The 16120-nt window shown below is 31.9% G+C and carries 11 protein-coding genes; 2 read left to right on the forward strand and 9 right to left on the reverse strand.

Annotated features, from left to right (window positions below; translation table 11 throughout):
* Positions 1-57: 57 nt before the first annotated feature.
* The 6 genes from HNV08_RS10035 to HNV08_RS10060 all read right to left on the reverse strand — a co-directional run bounded on the left by HNV08_RS10035 (position 58) and on the right by HNV08_RS10060 (position 10941).
* Positions 58-2202 carry a sensor histidine kinase gene (locus HNV08_RS10035; RefSeq protein WP_173281181.1) on the reverse strand — a complete coding sequence of 715 codons (2145 nt, stop codon included), beginning with the start codon at positions 2200-2202 and terminating at the stop codon, positions 58-60.
* 45 nt (positions 2203-2247) lie between these two features.
* Positions 2248-6954: a PAS domain S-box protein gene (locus tag HNV08_RS10040; RefSeq protein ID WP_173281182.1), complete on the reverse strand. Its 4707-nt coding sequence runs from the start codon at positions 6952-6954 to the stop codon at positions 2248-2250.
* Between the two features lie 406 nt (positions 6955-7360).
* Positions 7361-8011 (reverse strand): nucleotidyl transferase AbiEii/AbiGii toxin family protein, encoded by a 651-nt coding sequence (locus tag HNV08_RS10045; protein ID WP_173281183.1) that lies wholly within the window; start codon positions 8009-8011, stop codon positions 7361-7363.
* A complete protein-coding gene (locus HNV08_RS10050; protein ID WP_173281184.1) occupies positions 8011-8508 on the reverse strand; it encodes a helix-turn-helix transcriptional regulator in 498 nt (165 codons plus the stop codon). Before HNV08_RS10050 ends, HNV08_RS10045 begins: the two co-directional genes overlap by 1 nt.
* A 290-nt stretch (positions 8509-8798) precedes the next feature.
* Positions 8799-10205: a tRNA uridine-5-carboxymethylaminomethyl(34) synthesis GTPase MnmE gene (gene mnmE, locus HNV08_RS10055; protein ID WP_173281185.1), complete on the reverse strand. Its 1407-nt coding sequence runs from the start codon at positions 10203-10205 to the stop codon at positions 8799-8801.
* 76 nt (positions 10206-10281) lie between these two features.
* Positions 10282-10941: a rhomboid family intramembrane serine protease gene (locus HNV08_RS10060; RefSeq protein WP_173281186.1), complete on the reverse strand. Its 660-nt coding sequence runs from the start codon at positions 10939-10941 to the stop codon at positions 10282-10284.
* 58 nt (positions 10942-10999) lie between these two features.
* Between HNV08_RS10060 and HNV08_RS10065 the strand changes: the two genes are divergently transcribed.
* Complete coding sequence (locus HNV08_RS10065; RefSeq protein ID WP_173281187.1) at positions 11000-11890, forward strand: lysophospholipid acyltransferase family protein; 891 nt, start codon at positions 11000-11002, stop codon at positions 11888-11890.
* 3 nt (positions 11891-11893) lie between these two features.
* Here the strand turns inward: HNV08_RS10065 and HNV08_RS10070 are convergent, their stop codons facing one another.
* From HNV08_RS10070 to glmM, 3 genes are all read right to left on the reverse strand, one after another.
* Positions 11894-12343 carry a DUF1569 domain-containing protein gene (locus HNV08_RS10070; RefSeq protein ID WP_173281188.1) on the reverse strand — a complete coding sequence of 150 codons (450 nt, stop codon included), beginning with the start codon at positions 12341-12343 and terminating at the stop codon, positions 11894-11896.
* A gap of 9 nt (positions 12344-12352) precedes the next feature.
* Positions 12353-13861 carry an aminotransferase class V-fold PLP-dependent enzyme gene (locus tag HNV08_RS10075; protein ID WP_173281189.1) on the reverse strand — a complete coding sequence of 503 codons (1509 nt, stop codon included), beginning with the start codon at positions 13859-13861 and terminating at the stop codon, positions 12353-12355.
* Positions 13862-13944: 83 nt separating this feature from the next.
* Positions 13945-15333: a phosphoglucosamine mutase gene (gene glmM, locus HNV08_RS10080; RefSeq protein ID WP_173281190.1), complete on the reverse strand. Its 1389-nt coding sequence runs from the start codon at positions 15331-15333 to the stop codon at positions 13945-13947.
* A gap of 169 nt (positions 15334-15502) precedes the next feature.
* Here glmM and HNV08_RS10085 point away from each other — a divergent pair, with 169 nt between their 5' ends.
* Positions 15503-16111 carry an acyl carrier protein phosphodiesterase gene (locus tag HNV08_RS10085; protein ID WP_173281191.1) on the forward strand — a complete coding sequence of 203 codons (609 nt, stop codon included), beginning with the start codon at positions 15503-15505 and terminating at the stop codon, positions 16109-16111.
* Positions 16112-16120: the final 9 nt, after the last annotated feature.

Consider the following 16120-nt stretch of genomic DNA (forward strand, 5'->3'; position numbering starts at 1 on the left):
ACTTCATTAAACAAGTTCTGAAATTAATTTCTTATTCAACTTGAAAAATGGGTTAATTTAAATCTTCTTTTTTAACGGTAACGTAAATGTAAAATTACTGCCTTTTCCTAGTTCACTATTAACAAAAATAGTACCTCCTAGTTTTTCTATAAGGCTTTTACTTATTGTTAATCCCAATCCTGTACCCTCTTGTTTACGACTTAAACCATCTTCTAGCTGAATAAATGGTTCAAATAATTTATTAATATCTTTTTTGCTTATTCCTATCCCTTCATCTATGACTTGAGTTATCACATCTTTATCTTTAACTTCTACCTTTACTGTAATTACACCTTTATCTGAAAACTTAATTGCATTGGTAATTAAATTGATTAAAACTTGCTCAATCCGTCGCTCATCGCTATTTAATACGATTTCTACTTGGTCTATTTCTGTAGTTAATTCTAGTTGTTTTTTTTCAATTTGTGGTTGTAAAAATGCTATTGTTTTTTCTATGGAAGTGAGATAATTAAATGGTTGATAGGCTACATTTAATTTGCCAGCTTCAATTTTAGAAATATCTAAGACATCATTAATTAATCGTAATAAATTTTGCCCACTCTCTTTCACCATAGAGAGCTGCTTTTTTTGTTCATCATTCAAAGGTCCTGCTAATTCCATTAAAAGAATTCCTGTAAAACCAATTATGGAGTTCATAGGTGTTCTTAACTCATGCGACATTGTTGCGAGAAACGCAGACTTCATTAAATCTGCAGATTGTGCCTTTTGTTTTTCTTTTTCGAGTTCTATAGATTGTTCGTTTATATCTTCTATTAAATTTAATAAGGCTTCTTTACTATCATTTAGCTCTTCTGTTCGCTGGCTTACTATATTCTCTAGGTTATTTTTTAGGTTAAGCAGTTCTTTTTCACTAATGATTCTTTCGGTTATATCTTGTATGGTTCCAAAGAGTTTAATGAGATTATTATTTTTATCATATAATAATTCGCATTGCTCATCTACATATTTTATACGTTCTCCATCTAACAATAAACGATAGGTTGTTTGATAATTTTTATTGTATTTAATAGCATCTTCAACGGTTTCATACAGGACATCTCTATCATCTGGATGCACAATAGCATAATACCCTTTTCTAGTAACCTGAAATGAATTAGGGTCTTTTTCAAAAATTCTATACATCTCTTCAGACCATTTAATTTTCTCCGTATTAATTTCTAACTCCCAACTACCAATGCTCGCTATTTGTTGCGCTTTATTTAAGTTAGACTCACTTTTTCTAATTTGTTTTTTGGTGTTTTCGTGTATAAACTTTAATTGTGTTTCTTGACTTTCTAACTTTACCTTAATTAATCTATTGAATCTAGCCGACATCCCTATAAAGTACCAAAACACCCAACCCGTAAATAATGTAATACTTAATCCGACTAGCATAAACCATATCGCCGAGTTTATTTTCTTTTCTTTATGTTTTATATATAGTCTCCATTCTCCATATGAAATCTTTATCGGTACCACATATTCTTGCATAGACGATAAATCATTATCAATAAAATAGCTTTCCTCTCCTGTCATTCCGTTTACTCGTGAAAGCTGATATTCAAATTGACTATCATTTACATAATTAATACCTAATTCATCAAATAAAGTGGACAGTTTCGTAATGACAGCGGCAAAACCATGGAATTTATTATCTATATAAATGGGTTGCCTACTAATAATGCCTACACCACCTTGCTTTAATTTTACAGGACCAGCAATAAAAAAATCTTTTCTTTTCACAGTAGTATATGCACCTGTGCTCGCGGACTTACTGGATCCAATATTATAACCAACTACGGCATTTCCTTCTAAAGGACTTACATGTGTAATCGTCCAAGTGCTATCTACTAATTCTACTACATCAAAATAATTTTGATTATCTAGTAATTCTGTTGCAATGTCATCAAAATCTTCAGGAATACCATTGCGTTCTATAATATATGCTAACGACTTTGTTGCAGAGTAATTATACATTATTAATGCTTGTAAACGCTCTTTAATAAGACTTACTTCTGCATTTAGTTTACGTTGTTGCTCACTTTCATTTATTAAATACTTTTGGTAAGAAATAAATAATGCCATTCCGCTTAGAATTACAAAAACCAAAACAGCAGCTACCATTGGCCTTTTTATATAATGATATAAGCCTTTTAGAACCATACAAAAACCAATTTATTATTTACTAATAAAACTGCCATATAGATTTTAATCATTCTTGTTTTTTAATGTCTTTATAATGTCTTTTAGTTCTCTCATTCTTATTTCCCGACCTACAAATAATTTGTTCATACGCTCTAATTGCGCATTTTTAGAATTCACCTCTTCTGTTCTCAATGCTACCAATTCTTCAAGGTTATTTCTATAATTTTCTAATTCTTGTTCTGTTATTTTTTTCTCTGTATTATCAACTACAGCAAATAAAGCATGTGTTTCTCCTGCAATTTCTATTGTTTCTACAGAGCACAATAAACTTATTTTTTTTCCGCTTAATAAGGTTCTGTCTATTATCTCATTTTGTAAATATCTATTCTCCAGAAGTTTTTCATACAGTCTCTTTTTTTGGTTATAATAAAAATCATCTAAGACTTCTATATTTGCCCCTTCCATAGTTTTACCAATTAAATGCTCTCTTGTAGACTCTAGCATTTTTGCCATGGCTTCATTAACATCTACTCTAACTTGATCTGTATTGACAATGGAATAACCTATTAAACTAGAGTTAAATACTTTTGAGAACTTCTCTTCACTTTCCGCTATTCCTTTTTCAATTTCTATACGTTCGGTCACATCTTGAACCATGGTAAAAAACGACTCTATTTCTTTTGTTGGCGATAACAATACCGAATTATACCACTCACAATATATAATGTTTTTGTCTTGGGTATAGTTACGATTTATATATCTATTATTTTTAACAGTTCCGTTAATTAATTCGTTGTATGCAACTCTAAAAACCTCTTTATCTTTTTCGTAGATTAAATTGAGTTCCTTAACGTTTTTACCTACAACATCTTCTGCAGACCAACCAAAAATATTTTTGGCCTGTGGTGACCAATTGGTAATTTTAAAATCCTTATCCCATTCTATGATACCTAGAGGAGAATTATTTAAATGCGTTGTAAGACGCTGATGTGTTTTTCTTATTTCTTCTTCTGCCTTTTTTCTCTCTGTAACATCTCTGAGTACACCTAATAATAACATATTTCCACCATCGTTATAACTGGTTTTTTTAATTGAAAATGTCCTAGGTTCTTTACCATTAAAATTTACTGTTTCTTCGTTAACGTGCTCTAGACCAGTCTCAAACACTTTTTTATCTATATTGAAAAAAGATTCGCGCTGTCTTGGCGGTAATTTTTCTTCCATTGTTCTACCCAAAATAGATTCTTTAGGAAGACCAAACACAGCACAAAACGCGTTGTTTACTAGCACCAGTCTACTTTGATCGTCTTTAACAAAAATAGGATCACCAATATTGTTAAGGATATTATTAAGGTATTCTTTATTTTTCTGTTCTTTTTCTTCTGCTATTTTTCTATCTGTAATATTTAATGTAATGCCTATATAACCATTAAAATCGTTATTAGAATCTAAAGTTCTAATCGCCTTATTAGAAAGCCAAATTATTTCCCCATTGGGATCAATAAGCCTAAACTCAAATGTAATGTCTTTATGGTCTTTTACGGCCTGTTCCCATTCTTTAATGGCTTTTTCTTTATCCTCTGGATGTATCGAATTTGTCCATCCATAACCCATAATATTCTCGAATGTTTGACCTGTATAAGCTAGCCATTCTTCATTTACATAATTACACATCCCTTCCCTATCTGTTTGAAAAATAGCAACTGGAGCATTAGATATTAAACGCTTAAATAGTTTTTCACTATCAATTAAATCAATTTCTGCCTTTTTTCTTTCAGTAATATCTAACACTGTACCTTGAAGTCGTATGGCTTGGTCGAATTCATTAGTTACCACTTCTAAGTCTACCTTAACATATTTAATAGAATTATCTCTCCATATGACTCTATATTCGAAGGATTCAGAACCTTTAATTGCAATTGTCTCTTGGATTAAATTATCATGAATGAATTTATCTTCTGGATGTAATCTACTTAATACTGTTTCATAATTTAGTTGCGTCCCCTTATCAACATCATAAATATCATATAATAAGTCAGACCAATAAATTTCGTCATTTTTAATATCCCAACTCCAATACCCTATTTTACCAATTCTAATTGCTGCATTAACTTGGGATTGCATTTTCGCAATTTCTTTTTCAACTTTTTTACGTTCTGTTATATCTCTAATAACACCTATGATAAACTTATTACCATTACCGTCAATAAAGCGTGTTTTCTTAGTGGATAAAGATCTCGTATTTATTTTATCTAGAGTGAGCGTTTCTTCTTGTATATTAACCAACCCTGTGTCTAAAACACTTTGATCATTTTGTAATAAACGGGATCTTGCATCTTCAGGAAAATAATCTACTAACGTTTGGCCCAAAATATTTTCTTTGGACATATTAAAAATTGAACAGAATGCATCAGTAGCCAAAACAATTCTGCTTTGGTCATCTTTTACAAAGACCGGATCGCCAATATTATTTAATATATTTTCTAGATACCTTTCGTTTTCTATAAGTTGCTTTTCTGCATGTTTACGCTGCGTAATATCTATACAAACACCAATAAACCCTTGTAATTCACCTTTAGCGTTATATAAACGCTCTGATTTTACCGTGAGCCAAAAGGTTTTACCTATCTTTTTATTATAAAATCTTAAATCTACATTATACTCAGTTTCATTTTCTACTGAATCTTGCCAAAGTTTTATAACCTTTTCTTTATTATCTGGATGTAAAGCATTAGACCAACCAAAGCCCATCGCTTCTTCAAATGATAAGCCTGAGTACGCCATCCATTGCTTATTAACAAAACTACAACTTCCTGATGCATCGGTTTTAAAAATACCCACAGGTGCATTGGCTGTTAATCCTCTAAATAGCAACTCACTATTTATTAATTGTTCTTCTGCTAATTTTCTTTCTGTAATATCAATAGCCATTCCTATATAACCATTAATATTGTCATCAGCATCGCATGTTCTAACGGTTTTTACAGAGACCCAAACTACCTTATTATTTTTATGTAAAAACCTAAACTCAGTTTCTAATTCTACATTTTTTGAAGACAAATACTCTTGCCATTCCTTCTTTACTCTTTCTGAATCTTCTGGGTGCATCGCAGAAGCCCAACCGTAACCCATAGCTTCATCGTATGAAATACCAGCGTATTGCGTCCACTTTTCATTCACATAATTACAGGAGCCCTCAATACTTGTTTGAAAAATTCCGGAAGGCGCTTCAGAAGACATGGTTTTAAATAAACTTTCGCTATTAATTAACTTTTCTGCCGCAATTTTTCGTTCTTCTATATTAGTAGCAACTATACCCATAGAGATTGGCTTACCTGTTATGTTGTCTCTGATTAAAAAACCAGACATCTCCATCGGTATTAATGCGCCTGTTTTAAAATGTCTAAACAGTACCTCACCAGTCCACTTACCATCTTTAAATAAACTTGGCATATGTTCATCTTCAATCACACTTCGATACGCATCTGGAAAAACATCAGCTATAGACTCTGGCAAGCTCTCTTCATCTAACCCAACCAATGCTCTACCCATAGAATTTAAATAAAAAGGAACACCTTCTAATGAAGCCAAACCAATAAACTGATCACTAGTTTCTATTAAAGAACCCAACATTTGATAAGAGTTATCTCTTTTCTTCTTTTCCGTGATATCCTTAAAATAAATAGTAACACCTTCTGCTGAAGGGTATATTCTGTTTTCAAACCATTTATCTAATCGCTTGTAATATCCTTCTATCGTCTGAATTTCTTGTGTTTGTTTTGCCTTATGATATTGCTTAGAGAAATACAAATCTTCATTATCTGGAAATACAGACCAAATTTGTTTTCCTATTAAATCTTCAGGATTTTCTCTTAAAAACTCACCTGTCTTTATATTAGCAAAAGTAAAACGCCAATCATTATCTAAGGTTACAAAACCATCTGAAATATAATTTAACGCATTCTCAATTTTAAAAGCTGGCTTCTGTGCCAATACTTCTTTTTCGTAATTAACATCTATGGTTTCTGTACTCGATTTGAATATTGAAAGCACCTCTTTTCTTTGGGTACGTAAAAAATCGAGATTAATTTTCTTTTTATCAATGACTATTAAATGGCAATAAAGTAAGGTTGCATATAATATTCCAACAACAATGTTATGCAGAAATTGAGATACAAAGCCTGAAGATTCTAACAACTCAGGTTGAGGCATTAACAAATAAAAAACAAAGCTATCAAATACTAAAACGGTAACTAATGACAGTACTAAAACAAAAAAATAAGGAACACGTCTTATTGCTTGTACTATATACTGATAAACAATAACCAATAAAATCAATTCTATCACTAAAATAATAACATTTAGAGACAACATTTTAATATTATATAAAAGCACAAGGTTTTCCCATCCATGATGGCGTAAATCCATAAGTTCAGCATTTTGAACCCAAGGCATCATTACAGCCAAAACTAGAGTTAACAAGAGTGCACCAGTAATAAGTGCTCTTGTACACTTTACGCCTTCTTTAATGTATATCAGCAGCACCGAAAATAGAAAACCACCAAACAAAACTACCGATACTAAACCAAAAAGGTGGTCATCAAAAATTGTTACATCTAATCTTCTTCCCAAATATCTAGAAAAAAACAAAACAGCACCTAAAAACATAAATAGAGGTGCTAAACCAAAATTGGATCTTAATTTATACAGAATGGAGAAACTACATGTTGCTAACAGCAATCCTAGTAGCAAAATAAAATAAATAATCATAAAGCGGTTTAGTTAGTTAGTGAAGCGAAAGAAGTTAAGGGCTTATTCACAAATCAAACTATACGGCATAATTTACAAAATTATTGCAACTATTTTATCAAATCAAAGTTATTAAAATTATATTTTTTTTAACATTTAAAACGCTAGTTAGGTAGTCACTTATGACTCAATCAATTATGATAATCTTATAAACTTTCGCTACAAAATCCATCTAATCACATTAGGCTCAAATAAAAACCAGAAGATCTTAGTGCTTAGAATTATTAATAAGTATGAAATTAAAACTATTACTTTCTGATACAATATTTAACGTCTCTTTATTATAAGGGATAAGAATATATGCATGGTACACATGAGGTACAAATAGTATTATTTATAGATACAGAAGTATAGTAAAAGAAGATTATTACTGTGACTTTTTATACTTGCCTATAATTTCTTCAAAATCATCCTTTATAAATTCCCAATGTTTTCCATTAAGGCAAATAGGATTAAAATCTTCATTGGCTTCGTCAAAGAACGTAAAATTTTGGATAATTAAATCTCGATCGTGTGTATAAGGATATCTTTGCTTGTGTAAATCTAACATTTGGCTAATACCATAAGATTTAAGCAAATCGTGTAAATCCCAAAAATCCTTTTTTCTTCCACCTCTTTGTACTACATCAACTTTCATTGCTATAATTTCCTCAATAGTTGCCATTCTTATATCATCAACTTCAATATAGGGTTGAATGAAAGTGTCTGTATAATATAAATCGAGTTTTATTGTATGGTCTTTGTCCTCTCCAACAAAATAACTTTTTCCCATTGCTGGTGGAACGTTTAAAAAATCTACATATTGAAAACTTTCTGTTAGATGTTTTTCAATGGTATCAAAATCTAATGTTCCATATTGCAAATCACTAAACAAATCAATATCAATGGACTCTCTATGCCCTATTTGTAAACTCAATGCTGTACCACCCACCAATCTAAAACCATTGAATACATCGGATTGCATTAATTTTAGTAAGCTATTTTTCAATAGTTCATCAACCGTATTATAATATAGCATTATACCTTTTCTTTGTTTCTATAAATAGTGTAGGGTTTACGAATACCTCGTGCAAGTGCTTCTTCAATTTTTTCATTGGTGTAGAAACGTTTAATTTCTTCTTTTTCAATGTCGTTTCCACGCTCAAATACACGTTTAATAACTGCAATACTTTGCTTTTGCCAATCTATTTTAGAAATATCTGTATCCCAAAACAATGAAGTTCTTAAAAGATTTAAGTTTGGGGTATTTTTTTCTACTTTATTTTTTTCTTCCTTAATATCAAAATAGGTTTGTAGCAATGCAAGTGTTCCCTCTTCTAAATTTAGTTTTTTTTCAATTTTTAAAGCTAGAGGCGTATTCAGTTTTCGTTTGCCTTTGGAAATGGCATTAATTGTCTGCGGATATTCATCAATAGACAAAGCAAAAGGGCGTTGTGAAATGCCTTTTTTGTTTAGTAAGCGTTCCAAAATTATGCCTGGATGAATGCCTTTGTATTTGTCTATTAATTTACTCATATTACGAATGTAAACAATTTTGTTTACATCTTTCCATATAACTTTAAGTTTTCATTTTTTCTAATGTGTCTTCGTTTGTAATCAGCTGTAGTTTCACAACCTTTATCGTATTCTATTGACAAACTAATTTTACCACTTGCTAGTTTGCGCTTTTATAATGTTATCTTCATAATGCAGTATGTTTGTACTACATATTAAAAAAATGCAGTACATATGAGGTAACATATATAAGAACAAAGCGAAGGAAAAGAAAAATACGCTAACTACTTGACAGTAAGAGAAAAGACATTTTATTTACCAATACAGAAATTAGCGAAAATATTACCCAACAAATCATCATTGGTTATCTCACCTGTTATTTCTCCAAAATGATATAAGGCTTGACGAATATCTATAGCTAATAAATCACCAGACAATCCTGTTTCTAGTCCGTGTTTTACTTTTTGTATTTCTTCAAAAGCTTTTAGTAGAGCATCATAATGACGTGAGTTCGTCACAATAGTTTCATTATTTCTTAATGCACCTGTATTAATTAAATTGAGAAGATTATTGGTTAACTGCTCAACGCCAAAACGCGTTTTTGCAGAAATAGGAATCACTTTTATGGCATTGGTATGTAAAACTGTACTTATATTGGCTAATTCTGTATCCGAAATCTGATCTATTTTATTCAACACAACCAAAAGCTGCTTTTGAGGAAACTTATTCTTTACCTTTTCAATCTCAACTGTAATATTCTTTAAGGCTGCAGTATTAGACGCCAACTGTGCACTATTTACTAAAAACATAACGACTTGAGCTTGTTCAATTTTCTCAAATGTTTTCTTTATCCCAATACTCTCAACAACATCTTCAGTCTCTCTAATGCCTGCTGTATCAATAAATCTAAAACCAATACCTCCTATAGAGATTTCATCTTCTATGGTATCTCTTGTTGTTCCTGCTATTTCAGATACAATAGCACGTTCTTCATTTAACAAGACATTTAGCAAAGTAGATTTCCCTACATTTGGTTCGCCAACAATGGCTACCGGAATTCCGTTTTTTATAACATTACCAACTGCAAAAGAATCAATTAAACGTTTCAACACAAAATTGATACGTTCTATGAGTTGTTTAAACTGTGTTCGGTCTGCAAACTCAACATCTTCCTCTGCAAAGTCTAATTCTAACTCAATTAATGATGCAAAGTTTAAGAGCTCTTCTCTCAACTTTGCTATTTCTGAAGAAAAACCGCCACGCATTTGTTGCATAGCAATTTGATGCGAGGCTTCGTTGTCACTAGAAATTAAATCTGCTACAGCTTCGGCCTGACTTAAATCGAGCTTACCATTTAAAAATGCTCTTAAGGTAAACTCACCTGCCGTTGCCATTCTACATCCATGCCTTAAAAAGAGTTGAATAATTTCTTGTTGAATATAAGATGATCCATGACAAGAAATCTCGATAACGTTCTCTCCTGTATAAGAATTTGGGTCTTTAAAAATTGAAACTAATACCTCATCAATGGTCTTATCGCCTTCAATAATATGACCTAAATGAATGGTATGCGTTGCCTGCTGACTTAAATTTTTGCCTGATATAGATTTGAAATATTTAGACGCTATAGTTATAGCATCATTTCCTGACAATCTTATAACTGCAATGGCACCACTTCCTGAAGGTGTTGCTAAAGCTACAATAGTATCGTTATGCATTTTTCAATTCTTTATTGCAAAAGTATTGTAAAATATGTGATTTAAAATGAGAAACCGGTTCTAATTAGATGGTAACTTACTTCAACTTCCCTGTTTTATGTAATACAAAGAGAATAATTATAGGAATGGCTAATAAGCCAACGTAGCCCAAATTTGTTTGAAATATACTTGGATACAATATTAAAGTAATGACATAACCACCAACTGCACCACCAAAATGGGCATCGTGCCCAATATTACCTATACTTTTTTTCATCCCATAAATGGAGTACAATAAATAACCAATACCAAATACGTAACCAGGAATTGGGATAGGAATAAAATACATGTACAAACTCATACCTGGTTCTAATAAAATGGCCGAATACAAAATACCTGTTACTGCACCACTTGCACCAATAGCACTGTACCAATATTCGTCTTTATGAAAATACAGAGATAAAAGATTTCCAAAGATTAAACTAGCAAAATAGATGATTAAAAAATGAACCGAACCTAGCCTAGCGACAACAAAATCTGCAAAGAAATACAAAGTAAACATATTGAAGAAGAGATGTGTTAAATCAGCATGAAGAAACCCAGAACTTAACATTCTTATTTGTTCGCCACGTCTTATACTGCCTACATTGAATTTAAATTTTTCAAAGAATCCACGATCGTCAAATCCCTTAAACGAAATGATACCGTTCGCTGCAATAATAACTATGGTTACTATACTTATTCCTAAATTATCCATAAACTCTATTCTTAGAAATCAAATATATATATTTGTGCTTAAATGCAATCATACTTTAATGCAACTTATTGCTTACATCTTAGTTTACCCAGTTCTTTGGATAATTTCCATCTTACCTTTTAGATTACTCTATGGTTTTTCGGATTTAATTTACCTGTTAATGTATCGCGTTTTCGGATATAGAAAATCGGTTGTAAAAGAAAATCTACGCTTAGTTTTTCCGGATAAATCAGAGAAAGAAATCGCTAAAATAACTAGCCAATTTTATCATCATTTTTGTGATATGATGGTAGAGGCTTTAAAATCTATGACTATTTCTGAGGCAGAATTAATTAAACGTTATAAATTCACTAACATAGAATTAATTAATAATCTTGAAGACAAACAGCGAAGTGTAATTTTAATGTGTGGACACTATGGAAGTTGGGAATGGATTTTTATTCTTCAAAAGTATGTAAAACATAAAGGCTATGCGGTATACAAACGATTGGCTAATAAGTATTTTGACAAATTAGTAAAACAAATTAGAGCAAGACACAATACGTTTTTAATAACGACTAAAGAAACATTTAAAGTTCTATATGCTGCAAAGCAAAAAGGAGAATTAACAATTAACGGCTTTGTATCAGACCAATCACCAAAAGCGCATAAAGCATTATATTGGAATACCTTTATGGGCATAAATGTACCAATGTATGTTGGTGCTGAAGTTTTGGCTAAAAAACTAGATATGGCAGTTGTGTTTTTTAGTGTAAAACGCATAAAGCGTGGTTACTATGAAACCACCTTTAAAACGATAACAGAACATCCAAAAGAACTTAAAGATTACGAAATCACAGATATATTTTTCAAACTTCTTGAAGAACAGATTATCGAAGCTCCTCAGTTTTACCTTTGGACACATAAGCGATGGAAACATCGTGATAAAGTGCCTGCTAAGTTCTCTTAAGATTTAAGAATCAAATTGTCTTAAATGATGATCAAAATGCTTCCATTGTAAAATCGCCCATTCTTCTGGAGTAAATTTCCCGAAAAATGAATGCGGATGAGTAGTACATTTTTCTGGTCCGTTGTTATGAAACGTTTTTACTAATTCAATAGCTTTATTTTTTTCTTTTTCAAATTCTCTAACATCGGTAAATACATAATTATTATCCGTAGGAGAGTTTTTAGAAAATGGTTGTTCATTCAAAACCTTACGTTTCATAAAGCCTCCAATTAGTCTTCCAATAAATATGCGGTTAGGAAAATTTAATCCCATGGCTGTTTCTAGAGATACATTTAGATGTGCAAGCATTTGACCGATATTCATTTTCCCCCATTTCCTTTCAGCGTTTGGAGAAAGTTTTTCAAGCCGTTCTACAATGCCATTTAAATCAGATGTATTAAATAAATTGTTCATTACTACAGATTACATACTTAAATTAAACCAATTATTAACTTCAGAATAACCAGAAGTTTTATCTACTAAAGTTTTATGCACAAACTCATTATTACACTTAGAATATTCGTAGTCCTTTGCCCATGTCTCATGATTTTTAGCTAAATCAAGAATACAATCACAGACAAATTCAATTTCAGCATTAGTCGTTGTAGGATGAATAGACATACGTATCCAACCCGGTTTTCTTACCAATTCACCAATTGAAATTTCATTCGTTAACTCATGAGACATTTGCTGATCTACGTGTAATAAAAAATGTCCGTAAGTACCTGCACAACTACAACCACCTCTTGTTTGAATGCCGAATTTATCATTCAGTAATTTTACAGCCAAATTAAAATGTAAATCGTCTATATAAAATGAAATAACACCCAACCTGTCTTTATGTTGACCTGCAAGAATGTGAATATTTTCAATTCCGTCTAGCTTAGAAAAAATAATATCCACCAATTGATGCTCACGTTGCAACATATTTGTCACACCCATTTGCTCTTTTAAACGAATAGATAATGCTGTTTTAATAGTTTGAAGAAATCCAGGTGTACCACCATCTTCTCTATCTTCAATATTATCGATATACTTGTGTTCTCCCCAAGGATTCGTCCAACTTACGGTGCCGCCTCCAGGACAATCTGGCACCATATTTTTGTATAGTTTTTTATTAAAAACCAATACACCAGAGGTTCCTGGACCACCTAAAAACTTATGCGGCGAAAAAAATATGGCATCGAGTTTCGCTTCTTTATCTTCTGGGTGCATATCCATAGTAACATAAGGCGCAGAACAGGCAAAATCTACAAAACAAACACCTCCATGTTGATGCATTAATTTAGCAACATCATGGTGCGGAATTTGAATTCCTGTTACATTAGAACCGCCTACAATAGATGCAATTTTAATAGTACAATCTTTATATTGCACTAACAACTTTTCTAAATTCTTTAAACAAAACAAACCCTCTTCATTAGGAGGAACCACTTCAACTTTTGCCATCGTTTCTAACCAAGTTGTTTGGTTAGAGTGATGTTCCATGTGCGAAATAAAAACCACAGGCCTCATTTCATCCGGAATGGTTGTAAACTCCTTTAAATTCTCAGGTACCTTTAATCCAAGTATACGTTGAAACTTATTGACTACACCTGTCATTCCATTGCCAGAGACAATAAGAATATCATCTTCGTTGGCATTTACATGTTCCTTAATAATATGCCTTGCTTTATGGTATGCCTTTGTCATTGCTGTACCAGACACCGTCGTTTCTGTATGTGTGTTCGCAACAAAAGGGCCAATATCATTACAAATCTTTTCTTCTATAGGTCTGTATAAGCGACCAGATGCTGTCCAATCTGTATAAATGATTTTTTGCTCACCATATGGCGACACAAAAGTTTGATTTTGGCCAATTATATGTTGTCTAAACTTACTGAAGTAGTTTTCTAATTCTGTAGATTCTGTAGTGTTAGGTTCTATAATCATAGCCAAATATTTTAATCAATAAGACTTCTATTCATAGAAAATAGAAGTCTTATTATTTAATAATTTAAAAGTATTTAAAGATACTAAATATTAGCAACTTTCTTAATTTCTGCAATAAAACGATCAGCTAAAGTATCTGCTGCTTCTTGGGAAGGCGCTTCTGTATAAATTCTTATAATTGGCTCTGTATTACTCTTACGTAAATGCACCCAACTATCTGCAAAATCTATTTTTACACCATCTATAGTTGTTAAGTTTTCATGACTATAATTAGATTCCATTGTAGATAAAATACCGTCAACATCTAAACCAGGTGTTAACTGAATTTTCTTTTTACTCATAAAGTAATTTGGATAAGACGCTCTCAGTTCACTCACTCTCATTTGCTTTTCGGCCAATAAACTTAAAAATAAAGCCACACCAACTAAAGCATCACGTCCGTAATGAGAATCTGGATAGATAATACCACCATTGCCTTCTCCTCCAATAACTACATTGTTCTTTTTCATTAAAGTAACCACATTCACTTCACCTACTGCACTCGCTTCATAAGTTCCGCCATGTTTTTCAGTAACATCGCGTAAAGCTCGTGTAGAACTCATGTTACTAACCGTATTTCCTGGGTTTTTACTTAACACGTAATCTGCACAAGCTACTAATGTGTACTCTTCACCAAACATCTCTCCTGTTTCGTCCATAAAAGCCAAACGATCTACATCTGGATCTACAACGATACCAAAATCTGCATTTGCCTTTACAACTGCATCTGCCAAATCCCCTAAATGTTCTTTAAGTGGTTCTGGATTATGCGGAAAATGACCTGTTGGGTCACAATATAACTTTACAGGCTCTACACCTAAACGTTCTAACAATAATGGTATAGCTATACCTCCTGTTGAGTTTACACCATCTACAACGACTTTAAAGTTAGCATCTTTTATGGCATTTACATTAACGAGTTCTAAGTCTAAAACTTCATCAATATGCATATCTATATAAGCATCATTTACTGTAATTTTACCTAAATCATCTACTTCAGCAAAATTCATTGTATTCGATTCAGCGATCTCTAAAATTTTCTGTCCTTCAGCGCCATTTAAAAATTCGCCTTTAGCATTTAATAATTTTAAAGCATTCCATTGTTTTGGGTTATGACTCGCAGTTAAAATAATACCACCATCTGCATGTTCTAATGGTACAGCTATCTCAACGGTAGGTGTTGTAGACAAACCTAAGTCAACAACATTAATACCTAAACCGACTAATGTATTCATTACTAAATTTTGAATCATTTCTCCAGAAATACGAGCATCGCGTCCTACAACTACTTTATAGGAGTCTTTTTGACGTTGCGATTTTATCCATGTACCATAAGCTGCCGCAAATTTAACCGCATCTATAGGTGTTAAGTTATCGTCTACTGGTCCTCCAATAGTTCCTCTAATTCCTGAAATTGATTTTATTAAGGTCATACTTCTTTTAATTTTTAGCAAATATAGTATCTTAATCTTATTTTGGTCTTTAACTCAGCTTGACTTTTGTCTTTTAACCGAAAAAAAAAGATAAACTCTAAACAAAAAAATAGTTTACTTATTTGTATAAAAGTCAGAATGGTTGGATTTGAATTTGTAATTTCGACATATGAATTTTCTCGCTCATATTTATCTATCCGGAGACAACAAACTAATCACTATTGGAAATTTTGTTGGTGATGGTGTAAGAGGTAATAAATACAAAATGTATCCTGTTGAAATACAAATTGGGATTCAACTCCATCGTCATATTGACACGTTTACGGATGCGCATCCTATTTTTAGACAATGCACCAAAAGGCTTCATAAAAATTATGGTCATTACAGTGGTGTAATTGTAGATATCTTTTTTGATCATTTTTTGGCAAAAAACTGGTCCAGTTATTCAGATATTCCTTTGGCAGAATATATAGATGATTTTTATAAAATTCTAAGTCAACATATAGATATACTGCCGCCACGTTTCAAAAGAATAACACCATTAATGATTGAAGGGAATTGGTTGTTAAGTTATGCTACAATTGAAGGCATTCAAAAGGTATTGAATGGCATGAATCAGAGAACCAAAGGTAAATCTAAAATGAATGAAGCTACTACAGAACTCAAAGCACATTATATTGCTTTTGAAGCTGATTTTACCTTATTTTTTGAAGACCTCATTTCGTTTAGCCAAACAAAGCGTATTGAAATTGAAAACGAATTTAATTTTATTGGATAATTATTTATA

This window comes from Winogradskyella eckloniae, from assembly GCF_013249045.1.
Lineage (GTDB): Bacteria > Bacteroidota > Bacteroidia > Flavobacteriales > Flavobacteriaceae > Winogradskyella > Winogradskyella eckloniae.

Excerpts from the sequence above, each read along its gene's own strand:
- HNV08_RS10035 (WP_173281181.1), bottom strand. The coding sequence starts at position 2,202 with ATGGTTCTAAAAGGCTTATATCATTATATAAAAAGGCCAATGGTAGCT.
- HNV08_RS10040 (WP_173281182.1), bottom strand. The coding sequence starts at position 6,954 with ATGATTATTTATTTTATTTTGCTACTAGGATTGCTGTTAGCAACATGT.
- HNV08_RS10045 (WP_173281183.1), bottom strand. The coding sequence starts at position 8,011 with ATGCTATATTATAATACGGTTGATGAACTATTGAAAAATAGCTTACTA.
- HNV08_RS10050 (WP_173281184.1), bottom strand. The coding sequence starts at position 8,508 with ATGAGTAAATTAATAGACAAATACAAAGGCATTCATCCAGGCATAATT.
- mnmE (WP_173281185.1), bottom strand. The coding sequence starts at position 10,205 with ATGCATAACGATACTATTGTAGCTTTAGCAACACCTTCAGGAAGTGGT.
- HNV08_RS10060 (WP_173281186.1), bottom strand. The coding sequence starts at position 10,941 with ATGGATAATTTAGGAATAAGTATAGTAACCATAGTTATTATTGCAGCG.
- HNV08_RS10065 (WP_173281187.1), top strand. The coding sequence starts at position 11,000 with ATGCAACTTATTGCTTACATCTTAGTTTACCCAGTTCTTTGGATAATT.
- HNV08_RS10070 (WP_173281188.1), bottom strand. The coding sequence starts at position 12,343 with ATGAACAATTTATTTAATACATCTGATTTAAATGGCATTGTAGAACGG.
- HNV08_RS10075 (WP_173281189.1), bottom strand. The coding sequence starts at position 13,861 with ATGATTATAGAACCTAACACTACAGAATCTACAGAATTAGAAAACTAC.
- glmM (WP_173281190.1), bottom strand. The coding sequence starts at position 15,333 with ATGACCTTAATAAAATCAATTTCAGGAATTAGAGGAACTATTGGAGGA.
- HNV08_RS10085 (WP_173281191.1), top strand. The coding sequence starts at position 15,503 with ATGAATTTTCTCGCTCATATTTATCTATCCGGAGACAACAAACTAATC.